General features: G+C 44.7%; 14 protein-coding genes. 4 read left to right on the top strand and 10 right to left on the bottom strand.

Annotated elements, in window-relative coordinates:
• Window positions 1-76 precede the first annotated feature (76 nt).
• The 5 genes from ACTD55_RS00995 to ACTD55_RS00975 form a co-directional block, all read right to left on the bottom strand.
• Window positions 77-2,041, bottom strand: a complete 1,965-nt coding sequence (locus tag ACTD55_RS00995; protein WP_438862432.1) for a serine hydrolase domain-containing protein — start codon at window positions 2,039-2,041, stop codon at window positions 77-79.
• Window positions 2,042-2,286: 245 nt separating this feature from the next.
• Window positions 2,287-2,469 carry a hypothetical protein gene (locus tag ACTD55_RS00990; RefSeq protein ID WP_438862431.1) on the bottom strand — a complete coding sequence of 61 codons (183 nt, stop codon included), beginning with the start codon at window positions 2,467-2,469 and terminating at the stop codon, window positions 2,287-2,289.
• The gene (locus tag ACTD55_RS00985; RefSeq protein ID WP_438862430.1) at window positions 2,466-3,614 is read right to left on the bottom strand and encodes a PepSY-associated TM helix domain-containing protein; all 1,149 of its coding nucleotides are present in this window, start codon (window positions 3,612-3,614) and stop codon (window positions 2,466-2,468) included. The genes ACTD55_RS00990 and ACTD55_RS00985 overlap by 4 nt, the downstream gene beginning before the upstream one ends.
• A gap of 56 nt (window positions 3,615-3,670) precedes the next feature.
• A complete protein-coding gene (locus ACTD55_RS00980; protein ID WP_438862429.1) occupies window positions 3,671-5,758 on the bottom strand; it encodes a TonB-dependent siderophore receptor in 2,088 nt (695 codons plus the stop codon).
• A gap of 168 nt (window positions 5,759-5,926) precedes the next feature.
• Window positions 5,927-7,486 (bottom strand): RNA polymerase sigma factor, encoded by a 1,560-nt coding sequence (locus ACTD55_RS00975; protein ID WP_438862428.1) that lies wholly within the window; start codon window positions 7,484-7,486, stop codon window positions 5,927-5,929.
• 335 nt (window positions 7,487-7,821) lie between these two features.
• Between ACTD55_RS00975 and ACTD55_RS00970 the strand changes: the two genes are divergently transcribed.
• The 3 genes from ACTD55_RS00970 to ACTD55_RS00960 all read left to right on the top strand — a co-directional run bounded on the left by ACTD55_RS00970 (window position 7,822) and on the right by ACTD55_RS00960 (window position 10,420).
• Window positions 7,822-8,421, top strand: a complete 600-nt coding sequence (locus tag ACTD55_RS00970) for a CIA30 family protein (RefSeq protein WP_438862427.1) — start codon at window positions 7,822-7,824, stop codon at window positions 8,419-8,421.
• A gap of 65 nt (window positions 8,422-8,486) precedes the next feature.
• Entirely contained in the window at window positions 8,487-9,704 is a 1,218-nt protein-coding gene (locus ACTD55_RS00965) for an acyltransferase family protein (RefSeq protein ID WP_438862426.1), read from the top strand.
• A gap of 83 nt (window positions 9,705-9,787) precedes the next feature.
• Window positions 9,788-10,420 (top strand): GNAT family N-acetyltransferase, encoded by a 633-nt coding sequence (locus ACTD55_RS00960; protein ID WP_438862425.1) that lies wholly within the window; start codon window positions 9,788-9,790, stop codon window positions 10,418-10,420.
• A gap of 150 nt (window positions 10,421-10,570) precedes the next feature.
• Here ACTD55_RS00960 and ACTD55_RS00955 read toward each other — a convergent pair whose 3' ends face one another.
• From ACTD55_RS00955 to ACTD55_RS00935, 5 genes are all read right to left on the bottom strand, one after another.
• Entirely contained in the window at window positions 10,571-12,085 is a 1,515-nt protein-coding gene (locus tag ACTD55_RS00955; RefSeq protein ID WP_438862424.1) for a parallel beta-helix domain-containing protein, read from the bottom strand.
• A 33-nt stretch (window positions 12,086-12,118) separates the two neighbouring features.
• Window positions 12,119-13,177, bottom strand: coding sequence for a cytochrome-c peroxidase (locus ACTD55_RS00950; RefSeq protein WP_438862423.1), 1,059 nt, complete (start codon window positions 13,175-13,177; stop codon window positions 12,119-12,121).
• Window positions 13,178-13,280: 103 nt separating this feature from the next.
• Window positions 13,281-13,919: a c-type cytochrome gene (locus tag ACTD55_RS00945; RefSeq protein WP_438862422.1), complete on the bottom strand. Its 639-nt coding sequence runs from the start codon at window positions 13,917-13,919 to the stop codon at window positions 13,281-13,283.
• Between the two features lie 204 nt (window positions 13,920-14,123).
• Window positions 14,124-15,161: a helix-turn-helix domain-containing protein gene (locus ACTD55_RS00940; protein ID WP_438862421.1), complete on the bottom strand. Its 1,038-nt coding sequence runs from the start codon at window positions 15,159-15,161 to the stop codon at window positions 14,124-14,126.
• 171 nt (window positions 15,162-15,332) lie between these two features.
• Window positions 15,333-17,981: a TonB-dependent receptor gene (locus ACTD55_RS00935; protein ID WP_438862420.1), complete on the bottom strand. Its 2,649-nt coding sequence runs from the start codon at window positions 17,979-17,981 to the stop codon at window positions 15,333-15,335.
• 621 nt (window positions 17,982-18,602) lie between these two features.
• On the opposite strand from ACTD55_RS00935, the gene ACTD55_RS00930 reads away from it, so the two are divergent.
• Window positions 18,603-19,466: a hypothetical protein gene (locus ACTD55_RS00930; RefSeq protein WP_438862419.1), complete on the top strand. Its 864-nt coding sequence runs from the start codon at window positions 18,603-18,605 to the stop codon at window positions 19,464-19,466.
• Window positions 19,467-19,617 lie beyond the last annotated feature (151 nt).

Below are 19,617 nucleotides of genomic sequence, written 5' to 3'. Positions count from 1 at the left end.
AGGCAACGCGACAACAGCAAAACTAAAAAGGCAGCCAACATCGGCTGCCCTTTTACAGACTTATCCACGTTCCGGTTTATTTATCACCTTCGAACACATATTCATGTTGTGAGTCGCGCAAGATCAGTTGTGGTTGATCAGCGGAACCCACCACAAATTCAAAACCGAACAAGCCCGGATCGACAGTTAAAAAGGACACTGTTCCATCCGGATTTTTGCGACTCCGTACCCGAGATTGCCACTCGCCAAAATCGAATATCACTTCACTTTTTGTGCGGGTAACATCAATATCACCCAAATCTTTATTGTAGTAGTGGCTAACTAAGGTGCTGAGTGCATCGTTATCCATAACGCCATCCAACCCATCAACCTCTTTGCCGATTTGTTTGAAATAGTTACTGGCAGCGGTGGTCAACGCGTTATCGGCTTTATCTTCCCCGTCAAATAGTACTTCCAGCAATTTGCGCCGAAATTGGGAGCGAATTAACCAGCCAGGATCGCTGCTGGTGAGCACCACGGCTGCAACACCAAATTCGGGTAACCACATCATATCGCTATGATGACCAAACATATCTCCACCATGATGTACCACTTTGACCCCATACTCATTGTCTACTATCAAGCCCATACCGTAGGTTGCGTTATCATCAAGTGGCACCATCGGTTTTTGTCGTTCCAATACATTTTGGCGGGAAATATATTGTTTGCCATTGGGTAATACCCCTGCATTCATCTCAAAGGCAATATATTTGAGCATATCATTTACATTACTCCAGGCCGCACCAGCCGGACGAACCGGTATCACCGTTCGATTAATATTCATATCCAGAGGTTTGTTATGGCCATCGATATCGGTACCAAAGGCCTCGGCGTGATTTTTTGCCAGCGCTGCATCAAAGTCCAGTGTGGTGGATCCCATTGACAACGGATCGTAAATCCGGGTTTGCATAGCCTTATCGTAGCCTGCCCCCAATTCAAGCTCGGGATAAGCCACATGCCCGCCCACATAACCGGCCGCGGCAGCAAGTAAATTGGAATACTGGAACATTTCACCAAACTGACTGGTGGGTTGGGTATTAGCCACTTCAACCATGGCCAGTTCAGGCGTTAAGTTAGCGTATTCAAAAATCCAGTCCATATCTTTTCTGGGCAAACCGGTACAGGCACAAATTAAATGTTCGACCAACACACTCTGGGTGATTTTATCATCACCCAATCGAAATGACGGTAGCAAATCGACCACCGGTGTTGTCCAGTTCATCTTGCCTTCATCCACCAGTTTGGCCAGCAACATTGTGGTCATGGCTTTGGTGTTGGAGGCCACCATAAACAAGGTATCAGCGTCCACTTTCTGCCGTTTGTCAAAATCGCGTACACCAAATCCGTCAGCAAAGACCACCTTGCCATCTTGTAAAATCCCCAAGCCCACCCCGGGAACATCTGCTTTTTGCATCGCCATTTGGATAAAATCGGTGAGCTCGGCCAATCTTTTCTGATCCAGTTTATGCGCTTTCTTACCGGCAAAACTTTCCTTGCTATAACCTTTTGGTGTCAGGCTACTAAAAATAAGTCCGATTTGTGCGCCGCGTTTTTCACCGACCTGATGTGCCATATCGTACAGCCAAACAGTCCAGCCATTGTTGGCAAACATAGCTCCGGCATACACACTGCGTTTTTCATTGGGTGATGTTTCATATTCAAACTCTTTCTGTTTCGACCACCCATTTTTATCAGGCTGTTCAGTCACCAACTTGATTTCACGCCCTGAATTTTTATAAGCCCCCCACGCCTGACTAACAGCGGCTTCGGCGTTATCGGCCTGTACATCTACCAGCACGATATAGGACTGCCCTTCCGGCACTTCTAAAATGGTGACAGCCCCTTGCTGACTAAGTGACCATTCTTTTGGCGCGACGAAGGTATTACCCTTTGTAGTAGAGGATGGAGTGTCCTTTGCCAAGGTGGTGGCATGAGTCGAGAAGATTAATAAATTGAAGGCGAACAGGATAAAACGAAGCAAAATAACACAGCGTTGGCGCATGGCATAAATCCCTTTAGATTTTGGTTGTTATTTATACAAAACCTAAGCGTAGTCGCAAAAGGATAAAATACTGAAAGATTTAACCGTTTTTTATAAAAAAGCGGAGTGCGCCCGCCTTAATTCGCTATCATGACCCGTCCTAAATAACGTTGACACTTTTGTTCAATACCTAGTCTTCCGAGCCAGTAACATCAATAGCAATGTTACTAACTAGATAACTTTTAATCTAATTAGCAAATACTTCGTCAACCATCTGATTTGCCCCACCAACAATAAACGATTACCCATAAAGGCAATGTTAAGGTCAACCAAGCTAACCAATCTCCCCACGAATCTGACAGTAATGCCGATACCAAACCAATAAGACTTAACAAATTATATATCAGCGGGCGTAACCAAATCTGACCAGAACTTAAACCACGATTCATATCCGCGTTTCCACATTCGAAGGTGTCTCAGATAAACCAAAGCGTTGTTCGGCAGTTAATTTACGTTTTTTAAGCCAGAGATAAACACCGCTACCTAACACAATAATGGCAAGAATATCGAATAACGCCCAGATGATCTTCAGCGGCAAATTCCCATAATCACCAAAATGCAACGGCTGAGATACCAATAGTGCGGTAACATACCAAGGCATTTTGCCCACTTCAGTCACTTCTGATGTACGTGCATCAACCAGAATAGGGGTCAGTAATTTAGAAGTTAACGGGGTATTACCATTCATGAAAAAACCGAAGTGGGAAGGTCCGGCAAAGCTGTTACCGGGAAAGGCTATAAAGCTCACGTAAGTATCAGGACTCACCTGTTTAACCGCATCAAACGCGTTTTGAACCGACACACTTTCACCGGCCAGCGGCTTGTCAGCAGACACGCTCTGAGTCATACGAGTTAGCTCTGTGCCTTGCCAGTAGCCGAATATAGGTACCGACAACGTATTAATCACGCCGGTGACTCCTACCACCATTAGCCAACACAGGGTGACTATGCCCAGCAGGTTATGTAAATCCAGCCATTTAAGTCGTTGATTACGCTTTTTTCGCACCGTTCCAAACTCTAACCGGGTCATAAAGCGTCCATATATCATCGCACCAGAGACCAGCGATGCGGCCAGCAAAAGTCCCATCACGCCCAGAAACAAGGTACCACTTAAACCGGCAAACATGTCTAAATGTAAGCGATACATAAAGTACACAAATCCTTGTGCAACCGGATACTCAAAAACAAAATCTCCAGTTCTGGCGTCATAGACGTAATAAGCCGACGCTTCAACTGCATCCACGGAAGGCGCCATGGTTACCCACCAATATTCCGGTTCATCCGCATCCTGAAACATATATTGCACAACATCAGAAGGCAGGCGTTGCTTAGCTGCTGCTGCAATATTATCAATACTAACCTGTGTGGTTACTCCCGGCATTTCCAGTGGCTCAACAACAGATCCAGACACCTCACTGATTTCGTGTGAAAAGATCAAAGGCAATCCGGTAATACACAGCATCAATAAAAATAGGGTGGAAATCAGACTGGTCCACTTGTGTACCCAATACCAGTTTCTGAACGAGCGATTCATATACTATCCTTCACATTCAAAGGGAAGCGCAGCTCCCTTTTATTGACCTGTTGATATTAAAAGCTGTATTGATAACTGAGTTTATATTGGCGGGGGGCGGCATAGAAACCGATCTCCCATAAGCTAGTGATATATTTTTCATCTGTAAGATTATCAATATTGAAACGCAAACGGGAGTGTTCATCGATATCCCAGGTGGCAAACGCATCCAGTTTTGCATACGCTGACTGTCTGACAGGAAAACCGCTATAACCGTCTACTTTACTGATTTCGGACTGCCATTTGGCCGATAACCCCAGAGTTATATCATCATTTTGTGGCAGCGCTGAAAACAGCGACAAATTAACAGTTTTTTCAGGTACCCAAGGATAAACATCCTGATCGTTTTCATCTTCAACATCGACCAATGTGGCACCAAAAGTAAACTGAAGTTGCTGGTATAATTGACCTTGTAATTCCAGCTCAACACCTTCTGAATAAGTATCCTGACCTTCATAATAATACTGGCCAGTGTCGGTGTTTAATCCGGCATATACACCCAACCCCAATTGCTCGGCTTTAAACCATGCCAGATTAGCCACCAGTTTTTTATCCAACCAGGCGGTTTTAACCCCAATTTCGTAGTTGGTTCCTTTAGTCGGATCCAGATAATCACCGGTAACATCATAGTAATCCTGCGGCTGATAAATATCTGAATAACTCACATAACCCATGACATCCTGGGTAAAGTGATAAGAAATACCGGCATAAGGGCTGATTTCATCGCCCTTCAGGGTGGTTTCGAGCGTAGAAGAATCACGGTCAAATGACACTGCGTTGACTCCGAGTGTCAGTGCCAATTGAGAAAACTCAAGCTGGGTCACAGCATAGTAACGGCGCAGGGTATCTTCGGTTTGACTATCCAGAGTTTTAGCTCCCCAAACTGGTTCTGGAATGTCTGCACCACCATAAGGAAATGCCGGTAAACCTGCATAGGCAGGTTCATCGTCTGCAAATGGGTGCATGTATGAATCATTCTTATTTTTAGCCGAGCTGGCACCGACAACCACCTGATGAGCTCCACCTAGCCAATCGAAATAACCTGTCAATTTTGCTTCAAAAATATTCGCTTTATCTTCCCCAGGCCATTTTCCGGGCCAGCCAACCAAGCCTTCCGCAGTGTCCGGATCCAGCCCTTCATAGCTATAGGCAAATAGTAATTCACTATCCGACTCCATCGCCCGATAGTTATAACTCAGTTGCAGTTGCCATTGAGCAGACAATAGATGGTTATATTCCACAAATGCACTTTGATTAATATTGTCCCAATAGGTCCAGTCCTGTGCGGTTGAAGCGCCTACGTCAAATTCGGCCTGAGTGCCATCAAGGTTGGAAAACGTCAGTCCTCCCCACATCACACCATCAGACTGGGCATTTTGATAGGAATAGCCCACCGCTATACTGGACACATCGGTTAACTGACCATCAACAACGCCGTAAATGTACTGTCTGTCGGAACTGTAACCGCGTAAGTAGGAATTAGCCTGATCGGCAGCAACCACCACCCGACCAGCCCAGTCACCGTTTTCGGTCAAGGGGGAAGAATAATCTGCCTGAACACGATACTGGGCGTAAGAGCCAATACTCGCGCCAACCTGTCCGGCTTTTTCATTCAGCGGGCGTTTGCGAATATAATTGATGGTTCCCGATGCATTACCTAAACCGGTCAGTAACCCGTTGGCACCCCGGATCACTTCTATTTGCTCATAGCCAAAAGAATCGATGGCGCCTTCGACCAAGCCCCAACTATTGGGTAAACCGACACCATCGATTTGGGTGCTTTTAATTTCAAACCCCCGTGATAAATAATTAGTCCGGTTAGTCTCCCAACGTTCCACGCGAATACCGGTAACCAAATCCAGCGCGCTATTAATATCATCGGTACCAAACAAATCCATTAATTCACGATCAACCACGCTAATTGACTGCGGTGTTTCCTGAATATCCAGAGCCAAACCGGTTGCCCCTTCGCTAACACGATTATCGCGCATGCCGATTATCGTAATATTATCGATGTCATCATCTGCATAAGAAAGGCTCGGGGCTGCATAGGCTGCCAGACAAGCTACCGCTATTAAGGAGAGTTTTGAAAAAATAGGTTGCATGATTATCCGTTGTTAAGTGTGAGTTGAAATTCGTTGCAAATATTAGCGCACCACAAAAACAAATTCAAATGATAACTATTATCATTTGAATTTTTATACACAAAACCTGCCGAAGCACACAAAAAACCTGCCGAAGCAGGTTTCAATGGGTCGTTTAGCAATAAAATCTTATTCAGGCTTCATCCGTTGCCTCACTTTACGGGCATGCCATACCGCCGGCACAATAACCAGAATCGCAATCAGGGCCAGTCCCCATTGGTAACTAAGACCAAACTGGGTGACATGACTGATTTCATAGGCGATTGAGTTATTCACTTGATCGGCATAAGCAAACGGTCCTATGGCGGCATCTTTTGCCACTGAAAAACCATTACTAAAAGCACTTTGCCAGCCATAAGCAGATAATGAGGCATAAGCTTTATAAGCGATTGCTGATGCACCAAAACCAATAATACCAATCGCCACAGTGCCTAACGCCAATATACCGAAACCCACAGCTCCCACACTAATAAAACCAACCGATACAATACCCACACTAATCGGTGCAATAGCCACACCACCCCAGGCTAATAATAATCCACGGGCGCTGCTTCCCCCGGCAATCCAGCCAAATGCCGGTTTGTCACCCATTTCCGGCATACCAAACTGCATGTGAACTAATGGCACGCCAAACAAATGCGCCCGGCTTATATATTCACGTTGCCTGGATCCAGGCTGATCGGCTTGACTGCGAAACGCTTGGGGATGAAATATTCGCTCTTGCGCCCTGAGTCTGCGCATTGCTGCAAACATCCGGGTTACCAGAAGCAAATAACTGACGACAAAGCCCAATACCACTAGCGCGGAAGCCAGCGTATAAAAGCCAGCATCACTACTGTAACTGACTGCCAGATACTTCAATCCGAATGTTCCCAAAACATAAATCAGCGCAATGGACATATACAGGGTCACAACCTTTATAACTAATTGGCGCTCACGTTGTGTGCGTGATTGGTCAAGACTGGAGCGTAAGCCGAAAAACGAGCTGATAAGCCCTGAACAGGTTGCCAACAAGGTTAACAACGTCGTTATATTAAACAGTGTTCCGGTTTTCGCTGCACCTGCACCCAACGCAGCGGCTTTCGCAGGGGCGGGAATACCACTAATAGCCGCCAGTACAGCCGCAGTAAATGCCACCCCGGGTTTGCTTTCGCTCAACGCTTCTTCCACGAAGGTAGTCATGGCTCTTTTAAGTAATTTTCGACCACGAGATAAACGTTGTTTTACACTATCTTCAGAGAGATCCAACTGCGCTGCCACCCGTTCAACCGACTGTTCTTCACGGTAAAATAAAATTAGTGGTTCACGGTAATTATCTTCCATCCTGTCTAATACTTTCCAGAGCAAGCTATGTTGCTGCTGCTGAATAGCCAGCTCGTCCATTCCCGTATTATCGGTTTGGTAAAGCGTATGATCTTCCAACTCCTCAGCATTTTTAACCGGCTGGTTATGCTCTTTACGACGATGATGACTTGCCTTAAATCGCAAGATACCGCACAGCCAGGATTTTAATTTTTCGGGATCACGTAAACTGCCCAGCTGTTTCCAGGCATCCACAAAGGTTTCTTGAGCGATGTCCTCACTATGTTTGACATCACCAACAGCGGAATAAGCCAAAGAACACAGTAAACTTTGGTAGCGCGTCACGATTTCACAAAACGCATCACGATCCCCTCCTAATGAGTGCATCACTAAATTGGAATCGCTTGTATCGGATATTAAGTTTTTTTTGCTAAATAAATTCATGGTTCTCAATCTCTGGCTAGGGTCTGTTTCTCTTTTATCTTTAGCACTGTTGATAAATGACAGTTCAACAGCCCCTTGATACCAGTATGTGCCCTACTTTATACAAAAGGTGACAACTTCTTTTTAAAATAATTGAATTAACGCCTGCTGAAAAAAAATATCTAGTTTTTTGTCACCTTTTCTATTTCCCCCGGCACTTATCTACAACGCTGCATTACGGCGCTTAATTTTTTAGTCAATCCCGAACGATTTACCCACTTTAACCAAGAGAACAGATTATGAAAACATTATACAAAGTAGCTTTACATTCCGTTAAAACGATGCTGTTAACCTCCATGTTAGCATTTTCAACTGGGGCATTGAGTGCTTCACTGCCAACACTGGTAGACGACTTCAGTAATGCCACAGACAATAACCTTGGGTTGCCAAGACAATTGATGAGTGACACCGTAGCAGGTGGCAACACCAGCAGTGAAGTTGATATAGCCGCGGGTGTGATGCGTCTAAAAGGTGACATTGTACCGCCTCGAGGACAGCCGGGCTGGGCCAGCTCAATACTGCCACTTGGCAATATGGGAGAGCCTGAAGATGCCAGTCAATATAAGGGCATTCAACTATTAATCAAAATCCATAGCGGTAACCTGTCGATTTCTGCTAACAGTACCGAGGTTGATAATTTTGACTATCATTCTGCCCCCATTTCAGTGCCGTCTGATGGCACCTTTCATCAAGTAAAAATCCCCTTTGAATCGATGAAACGGGGATGGTCGGAGCAAACCCATCTTAACCCGGCCACGCTTAACAGCCTGAGTATTATTGCTTACGCGATGCAGCCTGCTCCTTTTGATTTTGAAATCGACGAAGTCCGTTTTTATTAAGCACAAATGTAAACGGGCTTGTTGAACAAGCCCGGAATTATCACGACTTCACAAAAGGTGTAAGTATGTCATCACTACCATCAAACAGGCTTGATTACCTTGATGCGGTTCGAGGATTCGCCTTGATATTAGGTATTATTTTCCACGCCAGCCTATCCTTTATGCCGATGTTTATTGGCTGGGCGGTAATGGATATATCAACCAGTAACCTCATTCCATTTTTTGCGTTAATTAGTCACTCGTTCCGAATGGAATTATTTTTTCTGATTGCCGGTTTCTTTAGCCACATGAACTTTCATAAACGGGGTTGGCACAAGCTAGTCGAATCACGTCTGGTGAGAATTGCCATTCCGTTTATTGTTGGCTGGTTTTTGTTTCGTCCAATGCTGGTATCCGGCTGGATCATGGGCGCGGAAAGTATGCGCGGTGACGCCAATATTAGCGGAGCATTGGTTCAGGGGATAAAAACCTTGGCCGATATTCCAAAGGACTTGCTGGTTGGCACCCATTTGTGGTTTTTGTATTACCTGCTATTTATCACCGCTAGCCTGTTATTGATTCGCTGTTTTGTCGGCCGGATAACACCGCTTCAAAAACGTCTAACCCGTCTGGCTGACTGGATAATTAGCTGGATTTGCCAAACTCCCGTTGGGATGTTGGTTGTCGCTATTCCCACCGCTGCCAGCCTGTGGTTTATGCAACACTGGGGAATGGATACACCGGATAAATCACTAGTCCCCACCATTCCTGTCACGTTGATATATGCTGGATTCTTTTTATTCGGTTGGCTATTACATCGACAGCCCCGTCTGTTAGAGACATTTGCCCAGATAACATGGGGGAAATCACTACTGTGTCTTATTGCAATCATCGCCTCAATGCTGCTGTCCAAATTTGAAGGACAACTGAATCATACACGCTATGACCTGATTAAAGTCGGCTTTATGTTTAGTTACGCCATGATGATGTGGACATTAATTGCGTTAACGATTGGCCTGTGCAAACGCATATTTAGTCGTCCTAACCGGTTTATCCGTTACATGGCTGATGCTTCATACTGGCTCTATCTTGTTCATTTGCCGATAGTTGTTTGGCTTCAGATTGCCTTTGCCGAGTTGCCACTGCATTGGTCATTAAAATTGTTGGGGATCAGCACCATTACCATTGCCTTATCAACCGTTATTTACGATGCTTTTGTTCGTTCCACATGGGTGGGTCGTATTTTAAATGGCAGCCGCAAACCCCGCCTGTTAGTGACTAAGACGACCATTGTGGATGGATAACAGTTTGTGCTTGCATGAATCCACAATCAAGTTTAAGTTATTGATTAATAATTAAATTAAATAGATGCAGCGAGTATAATTAGATGACTAATGGTGTCAGTTTCCGACCCTGTCTACCACAAGACGTAGAGATTGCGGTTCCCCTGATATACAGTTCCGGTCCCGCTGCATTTAATTTCGTATTTTGCCATGATTCTGCGCAACAGGCGCAACACTTTTTGCAAAAGGCATTTGTCCAGCCAAAGTCCGAATTTAGTTATAAGCAACATCTGGCGGTATTGCTGGATGGCGAGATGGTCGGGATCGGTGCCATGCGTTATCCCTCACAAAATTTTGCGTTTATGTTGTCAGCCGCTCAACAGATATTTCAGTTTTACTCGCCGATGCAGGCATTAACCACCATAACGCGAGGCTTGCGTATTGAGCAGGTAATAAAGCCCCCTCGTGCTGGAGTGGGGAATCTTTACCATCTGGCGATCCTCCCCGATAGACAAGGGCAAGGTCTTGGCCAGCAATTGATTCAACAATTGTTACTCAAAGTAAAACAACAGCATTTGTCGATTGCAGGTTTAGATGTGGCAGACACCAATCCCGCTGCCAGAGCGCTCTATGAACGACTTGGTTTTACACTAAAACAGAGTCATCAAGGTGGGATGAAAAGTCAGTTTGGTGAGGTTGTGGATCATCATTATATGGAATTGCCCTTAAACCAATAGGCTCACATCTTCCTCCACAAGATATTTTCTGGCTGACAACACACTCTAACTGTCGCCAACCAAAACATTTACATCAACGCAAAACGTTAATATTGGCAATCTGCACGGGGTTTGATATGCCTGTGCAGACTGCTATTGCTTAATCCGAGCTTACTTTTTTACGCTCAGCATGTATTTGGCGACGGCCAAACGAGTTTCTTCATCCAGATAATTTTGCGCCGGCATTTCCGGATAATCATCACGTTTTTTGACCGGTGCCGCGATATAGTCAGCCAAGCCTTGCGGGTTATCCATATACATTGCCTGAATAACTTGTACTGGCGGTCCAATCATACGTCCCGTATAAGTATGACAACCGGCACAAATACCTAAATAAGCCATTTTTCCGCGCTCACTACCATGGATCTCACGAGGGGCAACCGGTTCATCCAGAATATAACTGTCAATACTGTCAGTATTGGTAAAGTCACATTCTGCCCAATCATTCACACCTACGGTGACATATTGATGGCGATTTATAATACAGCTGCCGGTGTTATCACCCACTCGTACAATATCCGGATTCCCCTGTTTAAATTCAGACAGCATCAAGACTTTTGCTTCATCAATAGTGTCATAACCGTTGTGAACCATAAGGTTATTTAAAATCATGGTGCGTTCGGGAGTTGGATCCGACTCTGGATCCATGGTGATATTCGGCGCATTAGCGTGGTCGGTAATGATGATACCAGCAACCTTGTTGTCACTAATAATATTGTCTTCAATGATCACATCATCTGCCGCCATCACCAGGATACCGGTACCGGCAGGGATCCCCGAGACGGTTGAACCAGGTGCGCCAAAGTTAACGTGATTATTTTTATTGATGAAGTTATGGCGAATAATCACATCAAACGTGGTTTTAACCGGTAAACCAGGGGTTACGAAAGCCAAAATACCACCGGCGTTATCGTAAACCAGATTATTTTCTACAATGGCGTGACGGCTGTTTTCAATTTCAATCCCGGCCACGCTGGCGAAGACTTCGTTATGAGCAACATGGATATTGTCACTCATTCCCACATAAATCGCCGCATCTTCAATACCGGAAATAATGTTGTATTCAACAATACCGTTTTTACCCAGTTGCGGGAAAATACCGTACACCCCGGTATCTTCAATAATGTTGTTGCGGATTTCAAAGTTGTTACCCGCCTGTCCCATGATGCCATTACCCTTGTATTGGGTAATTTTCAGATTTTCCACCACAATATTGTTACCGGAATACAGGATCGCATCATTAAGCTTCTTCTGACCGTCCAGTACTGCACGTTTACCTTCTTTGATCACACCGATGATACGAATATCATCTTTATCGATAAACACGGTTTCATGATAAGTTCCGGGCATAATCTGTACGGTATCACCTGGTTTGGCCGCGATTACTGCGTCCATGATCTTGTCACCTTCGTTGACAACCAGTGTTTCCCCAGCCACATCACGCTGTTTTACTGCACTTTTTGATGAGGTTTGCTGATCTGCATTTTTATCATACCCCCCCTGATAACTGACGTTTTTGGAACTGTCAGTAATAGTCGTTGCAGGGGACCGACTTTGCCCTAAATACATGCCGCCAACAAAGGCCCCGGCAAGTAACAGGGTTACAACGATATTGTTCACTTTCATGTTAATCTCCAATGTCGAATTTATAGTTATTGTTTACTTCAAGCCTGATGGCAGGCTTTGAGGGACTGCCGGTGCTAAACTTTCATCGGTTAAAGCGCCAAGAAAATCAACGATACGGTCAATTTCCTCTTCGGTTAAATTGGGTTCCCAAATATGCCAGTGAATATACATTTTTACCCCTTCAGGCACGGCATGGCCACGCCCTTTATTGTAAAAATCCACTGCTTCCCGTAAGTCAGTAAACACCCCGGAATGCATATAAGGTGCAGTTTTAACAATATTTCGTAAGGTGGGGACTTTAAACCCCCCTTTTAATTTATCACTATGAAAGGTCTCTTCTGCACCCACATCCAGTGCCAGCCCTTCCGGCTCTGGTGTACCAATCACCGCAATCTGCTGATTAGTGAATAATGGCGGAGTATGGCACTCGGAACACCGGGCAACAAAAGAGCGGAAAATATTCATTCCCTCAACTTCTTTTTCTGACAACGCCTGATGATAACCATGGGCGTAATGGTCATAACGACTATTCAAACTGATTAAACTGCTTTGAAACGCGGCTAACGCCTCATACACCTGAGGCAGTTCAATTTTATCCGCCTCGGGAAAGGCCTGTTTAAACATGGCAGGATAAAACTGATTGGTCTGTAATGAGTTCAATAACTGTTCAGGGCTATTGCCCATTTCATCAGCCGCGAACAACGGGCCGGTAGCCTGTTCTTCCAAACTGGTGGCGCGGCCATCCCAAAACAGACGAGTTAAAAAGGCTGCATTCCACAAAGTGGGCGCTCCGCGCTTAACTTTCTGGCCAAGAATACCAATACTGCGATCCCGTCCATCACTAAAGCCTTTATCTTCTTGATGGCAACTGGCACAGGACAAGTTTTTATTAGCTGATAACAACGGGTCAAAAAACAAATAACGTCCCAAATCTATCTGCTGCGGACTAAACCCATCCCGATAAGGTGGCAACGATGTTTGAGTGCCACCCATCCCTTTGTTTTCAACCGAATCGTACATTTGATAAAAACTGACCAATTTACATTGCCCTTGCGGTGTTTTTTCAAAACTCGGTGGGCAGTGTTCACTCAATTTAAAAGGACCTAATGGATCGGTTGACTCCGCCTTTAGTACAGCGCATAACAACAAACAACTGCACAATAATATTCCCCAAATTACGGGCCGTACCGTCATATTACTTAGCCTGACTTTTAACTTGCAGATAGCTTAAAATATCAGCTAAATCCCGTTCAATATTAACCGAGGCGGCCATCATGGCCATTTGCCGACCATACTTATCGGCCGGATCGGTACCACGCTGACCTGATTTAAATGCATTAAGTTGACGCGTTAAGTAAACAACGGACTGATTGGCTAAGCGCGGAGCATGCAAGTTGTCATTTCCCTCTCCCGAAGCCCCATGACAGGCACCACAACTGCCGTTATATAAGTTTTGTCCACGTTTGATATCCCCGTCTAATCCGCTATCCAGAGTTGGAACCGGCAACGAGGCTAAATAACTCGCCACCGCTTTAACATCTTCATCTGTCGTTAATAATTGGCTGGATGCCAGCATTTGTGCAGCAAAGGGATCGTCTTGAGAACCACGGATTTTAGTTTTGAAATGTGTAAGCTGGCGGGTGATGTATTCCGCTGACAAGCCGGCAATCGCCGGGGTTTGCATAGCCGGTTGCCCCTGCCCTTTATTACCGTGACAGGCTGCACAACTTTGATACAGATTTTGGCCTTTAGCATTGTCGTCCTGAGCAACCGCTGAGTGTAAAACGGTTAATTGCCCCAACAACAACATCAATAATAATCTACTACGTCTCATGACTTTATTTTCCAACTCAAATAACAAACGCCCAGTCAGCGTTACAATAGTTAATAAATTAGAGATAAATTCACAAAAATGCTTATGGATTTTAACAAAACAGCTGACGAATTCTAAAAAAGTCACTGAAAACCGGCAAATATTGCTGATATGAAATTATCCCCGTTTGCGCTGGCTAATTTTTGACAGCGCTTATAATGTTTATTAGTCGACGTAGCGTTTGCGAAATTCACTGGGGGTCACTTGATGTTTATCCTTAAACGCTTTGTTAAATGAACTCAAACTACGAAAGCCACTATCCAGTGCCAGATTTAAAATAGCGATAGAACTGCACTTTGGATCTTGCAGCTTGGCAGTGACCTCTTTAATCCGGTAATCATTGAGGAAGTCATTAAAATTGCGGTACCCCAGCTCACCGTTGATCACATTGCGCAGCTTGTATTCATACATATTCAGCATTTTCGCCAACTCGGTAATCGTGAGTCCTTCCTGTTGATAAAGCGAACGCTCGGTCATCGCAGCCAAAATCGGCTCCACTTCCGGTGAATGTTTTTTGGCATGACTTTTCTTATGCTGCGGCTCATTACTGGGAAACAGCGACATTTCACGCAGTTGTAGCAAGAAAAAGTTTAAAAACAGGCTCAGCCCCGCCAGTACGCCACTTTCAATTTGGGTCAGCCAGCTACCCTTTATTTGCAGGACTTGTTCCAAAAAAATAACCAAAAACAAATAGATACCGACAAAGCAAATCAATGAAGCCCGCAAAAAGCGTCGTTGCTGGATCAAGTCATCGCGCCAATATTTCAAGGTAATCGTCAGGGCATGCAAAATTAGCGACAACTCCACTACCATTACGACTTTGGATACCACTTCAGCGACTTCCACAGGAGGGGCTTGTAGTAATGACCAGACTCTGAGCAGGCTGGGTAATAGCAAAGGCAGACTCGCGATAAGGTAATGTTTCGCAGTGACTTTAATATGATCACTGAACAAACAAAGACTCACCAACCAGAAAATTCCCAGCAAACTGTTACCCGCAATAAACGTTATCAGGTACAACGGATAAAAATCTTTGCTATTGGTGATATGTCCCAGCAAATAAAAACTGCTCGACAGCATCAGGGCAATATACAGCCAGGCAAGCTGACTTTTACTGGGACGTGCTAGCAGGGCAATGGCACAAAATACCATTTGCGCCAGGGCAAAGGTGTAAAAAAAGCTGGAGACGGGATCAATAAACACAGATAAATCTTTCAGAAAAAACCAAATTCACTATGTTCTACAATACCTTAAAAAAAGTCAGAAGAAACGGCCAATTTACACATTTAACACCGTTCCGCGTTATAAAAAAAAGCCAACAAATGTACGTTGTTGGCTTTAAGCAGGTTAAATTACTGAGTCTACGCCCAGTTTCTAGAATCGATAAGTCAGATCGACACCAAACTCTCTGCCGCGATTAATGCTGGCTACCGGCGTACCTAAAATACTGGCCGTTAACCCGCCTAATCCTTTGACATAACGTTTATCCAACAAGTTTTTCGTCCACAGTGCGATTTCCAGATCATCATCAGAATTTTCCCAGGAAATTCGAGCGTTCAAATCCTGTGTATCGGTAAAGTAGGCTGAAATGGCTTTCTTATATTCTTCCAGTCCCACTTGATCGGCATTGGTGTTTTCCACATACACATAATCAACATGCAGCGTCGTTGTACCTACCCCAAAATCCGGCATCCAGTCAGCACGCAGAGTGAAGTTATTACTCACTTTACTCTTAGACTCTTCTGATGGAACAAAGGTACCTTCAGCGTTATAGAACTCTTGCCATTGAGCATCAGTGTTTCTGAATTCTGTGACTAAACCAAGGTTAAGTGTATCGGTTGCCGCCCATTCCAATCCTAATTCCAGACCATCAATGGTGGTGTCACCGTTAATAATGGTCGGTACCGCCGTAGGACTATCTGGTGCCTTGGAGTCGATAGAACGTTGACGATTATCTAACTGCAAATGATAAATACTGGCAGTGGTGCGCAATGAGTCAAAGGCCACCCCTTTGTATCCCAACTCAATATTGGTGGTATCTTCAGGTTTAAATGGCGTTTGTGCCGTTGACACTACCAATGAATCAAAACCACCGGCTTTATAACCGGTCGAGAATGACGCAAACAGCATGTGGTCATTGTTTACCTGATATTGCGCCACTAAACGTCCGGTAATTTTGTCCCAACTTTTTGAAGCTAAAATCGGTGCACTATTGCCATCGGCATCGGTCGTCATCGGGAACAATATATTGCCCACACCGGGACGTAATTCAGCAAAGCTAGTCTGCGGAATAAACCAGCTAAAATCTTTATTGTCCTTGGAGTAACGCAAACCGGCCAGGATACTCCAGTGATCATTTAGTTCCCAGTCACCGTCAAGATAGACGCCCCAGTTAGTGAAGTGGCCGGTATTGTTGATACTTTCTTCCCAGAACTCACCTGAATGACTGGGTCCGAATATTTCAGCAATGCCCATTTGCTGGGCTACGATATCGTAGGTCACATCACCGGTGGCATTAACAATATCACCGGTTAACGGCATCCCGCCCATCCCGATTGCGCCCATAATAGCGTCACCAAAACCTAAAGCATTAAGCGCGCCCGCCCAAGCGTTAGCATCCCACATATGATCGATAGGGAAACCGGAACTGGTATAAAAATCATTAACGACACCATTAAAGGTTGCACCGGGGCCAAAGGCATTTTCAGCGGCGGCATCGGCATCACCACCAAAAGCATCCACCTGAATCATACTGGCAATCTGTTCCGCGATGGATCCTTTAATCACATCATTGACTGAACCGGTAATAAAGCGCGCGGCAGAATCTGCGGTCAGGTTAAGTTCTGAGGTTTGTTTCACTTTTTCTTTTGAATAGGAAAATCCCCCCACCATATTGAACTTGTCACCCACATAGTTGAGTTGCAGTTCCTGGTAGAAAATATTGGAGTCTTCGTTATTCGATGTGTCGAAGTAACGAGTAATCTCTTTGGTTCCATCTTCATCTTCGCGGTTAACCGTTTGCCAATCACGGAAGCTGGCGGTATAAGCCATCGAAAGCTGATCATTAAATTCGTGATTCAGTTTGGCCGTATAGCCATACATATCACGGGTTTCAATCCCATTACGTACGTCATTTTCCATTTTATCGGAAAACACGTCCTTACCCCCACCATATGCCCATTGGCTAACACCGATCTCAATGGGAGGAGCTTGCTCGAGATCATCATAATCATAAGAGAATTGTAAATTCGTCTCGTTGCTAATCACCCATTTAGCCGCAATTCGAGCAGCTGTGTGATTTTTCGCCCCCGGATCCCAGGTTTTCGTACCCGCGTTCCACGGCGCGTCATAAATGTTTTCTGCCAAACCGTCCTGTTTGTTGCTCATGGCATTCACACGGATGAAAAAGTCATCGGTTAATGCCACATTCCCCATCATTTCGTAACGGCGCAGATTATCACTACCTACGACGGCTTTAACAAAGCCAAGATCATCATTTTCTGGGGCATTGGGCATAATGTTAACTACCCCCATCGCCGCATTACGACCAAACAGGGTACCTTGCGGGCCTTTTAATACCTCAATGCGAGCAATATCGGAAAACAGCACATTTTGTGCCGCTTTGGGCATATACACGCCGTCAAAAAAGGTCGCAGAAGACGGGTCACCGCCCACACTGATATTCGGGCTACTGATCCCACGCATGGTAATACCCGCCTGAGTCATATTGGTATCACTAAAATCGAAACCCGGGATAAATTTGTCAACCTCACTGAGTAAAATGGAGTTGGTTTTTTTCAGTGTATCCGCAGATACCGTATCCACAACCACTGGCACTTTCATGATATTTTGTTGCCGCTTCTGAGCGGTCACCATAATCACTTCGGTTGCTTCATTTTTTTCTTCAACTTGTTGGGCCACGGTGTTGAAACTGCCTGCCAACAAAATACTGCTTAATGTGGTAGCAAGAAGTTTTTTCGACGTTTTCAAACTCTTAATTTTGAATTGCTGACAATGCTGCATCTGTATCCCCTGTGGATTGTTATTATTTTGTTAAGCCACAATAAGATTCGTAGAAAAAATAAGCTTACGGAATATAAAAAAAATCTGACGGATTCCAAAAAATCGTACTAAATAAGTGGCCTGTAGCAGATTTCCCGTTCATTATTTGAACGACTGATAAATTTTCAGGCAACGCAACAATCGGTTGAAGAATCAACAGCCAAAACAAAAAACAACAACGATTTATCAGTCAATGACATGGCTAATCAAACTGGCAATTTCATCTGCCGCTTATAACCAATGGGATAAATATTCGGGAATAGATTCATTGAATGTAACTCTACCTGTGGCCTGAGTTTATATTCCGCCCGGAATCAGCATAGACTATCGCAACCAGAATGATATTTTTCTGCTGGATGAAGCTGGACGATATGTGGGTAGTTTTGGAAAACAATTCAAAGTAAATGGGCGTAATGGCACCCTTAGGTGGGAACCATCAAGCCAAGACAAGGTATGTACAAACGCAGCATAATCTGTACTGATGATTGTTAAAGCCGCAGTTGTGGGAAAAGCTACAGCACTGAATAGCTAAAATTCTGTCGTTCAGAGCTTGATGTAATAAAGAAAAAAGGACTATTAGGTATGAATAAGTTTAACTGTATTTTCATTGTGATCGGCTTAGCGAGTGCACTTGGATTGGGTGGTTGTGTGTCAATGCAGGCAAGTACTAACATCCCCGCTCAAAAAGCCCGGCAAGTAGGTCTCACCGTGAGTGATAAAATGCCTGTGACACTGCCCTCGGACGCTCAAGTCATTCCAGATACTCATTTTGCAGTCGTTTTTGCGGAAAATGCCGCAACGTTATTGATGCCGATCCCTTTTGTTGGAGAAGCAGTCGAAGATTCTGTCAATAGCAGTAAGAGCAAGTCGTATCGGGACCACTATCTTGGCTTAGACGTAGTCGGTTTTGCTCGCGATGCATTGGCAAAAAGCTCGCTGGCCAGTGATAGTGCCGGTGCAATGCAAATTCATCCTGTCGCCTATGTGCAGGAATGTATTGATGAAAAATTCCGTATTTCGTTGGCGATACATATTGAATCGCCCGACTGGACTGGCCGCTATTTGTATCACGTGCCTACGTCAATCCCTGCCGAGGATATTAGCAATCCAACCGAGCAAGAGCTCAGCCAGATGAAAAATGAATTTAAAATAGGGTTTAGCAAGCTTGTTGAATTAATTGAGCGGGACGCCAATGGTCAATTGCAACCAACCGGCCAAAAAGTGGACTTTGGTAGTCTGTATCTATACGGAAGTCGACTCGGAGGGCTGGTTTCGCCTTACATGATGCACCTCTCCGACGGTGAGTTGATCGAAGAAGGAAAAGATTATGTTATTTTCCGGCATAGTGGCGACATGAGTGTCGCAGGGAACGCTGGTGCAATGTTGTTTGGCGTACATTATTTCATGAAAGATCAATTACATACTTTGGAAGTGATTGCGCAGTAATCGCTGTCCACATCAAAAATTACCCTTATCGTGTGACGGATTTATTTTATGACCACGCTTAAATCTAAAGATATGACAGCCAAACTCTGGCACAAGCATAACGCAGCCTTAAAAAGTGCGAGTCTGACCGGGATAAACTGAAAAGGATAAT

The sequence above is a fragment of the Neptunicella sp. genome, from assembly GCF_048268085.1.
In the GTDB taxonomy this organism is placed as follows: Bacteria; Pseudomonadota; Gammaproteobacteria; order Enterobacterales; family Alteromonadaceae; genus Neptunicella.
This window is presented reverse-complemented; position numbering and strand designations above follow the sequence as displayed.

Coding starts and splice junctions, on each gene's coding strand:
- ACTD55_RS00995 (WP_438862432.1), bottom strand. CDS start 2,041: ATGCGCCAACGCTGTGTTATTTTGCTTCGTTTTATCCTGTTCGCCTTC.
- ACTD55_RS00990 (WP_438862431.1), bottom strand. CDS start 2,469: ATGAATCGTGGTTTAAGTTCTGGTCAGATTTGGTTACGCCCGCTGATA.
- ACTD55_RS00985 (WP_438862430.1), bottom strand. CDS start 3,614: ATGAATCGCTCGTTCAGAAACTGGTATTGGGTACACAAGTGGACCAGT.
- ACTD55_RS00980 (WP_438862429.1), bottom strand. CDS start 5,758: ATGCAACCTATTTTTTCAAAACTCTCCTTAATAGCGGTAGCTTGTCTG.
- ACTD55_RS00975 (WP_438862428.1), bottom strand. CDS start 7,486: ATGCACTCATTAGGAGGGGATCGTGATGCGTTTTGTGAAATCGTGACG.
- ACTD55_RS00970 (WP_438862427.1), top strand. CDS start 7,822: ATGAAAACATTATACAAAGTAGCTTTACATTCCGTTAAAACGATGCTG.
- ACTD55_RS00965 (WP_438862426.1), top strand. CDS start 8,487: ATGTCATCACTACCATCAAACAGGCTTGATTACCTTGATGCGGTTCGA.
- ACTD55_RS00960 (WP_438862425.1), top strand. CDS start 9,788: ATGACTAATGGTGTCAGTTTCCGACCCTGTCTACCACAAGACGTAGAG.
- ACTD55_RS00955 (WP_438862424.1), bottom strand. CDS start 12,085: ATGAAAGTGAACAATATCGTTGTAACCCTGTTACTTGCCGGGGCCTTT.
- ACTD55_RS00945 (WP_438862422.1), bottom strand. CDS start 13,919: ATGAGACGTAGTAGATTATTATTGATGTTGTTGTTGGGGCAATTAACC.
- ACTD55_RS00935 (WP_438862420.1), bottom strand. CDS start 17,981: ATGCAGCATTGTCAGCAATTCAAAATTAAGAGTTTGAAAACGTCGAAA.
- ACTD55_RS00930 (WP_438862419.1), top strand. CDS start 18,603: ATGAATAAGTTTAACTGTATTTTCATTGTGATCGGCTTAGCGAGTGCA.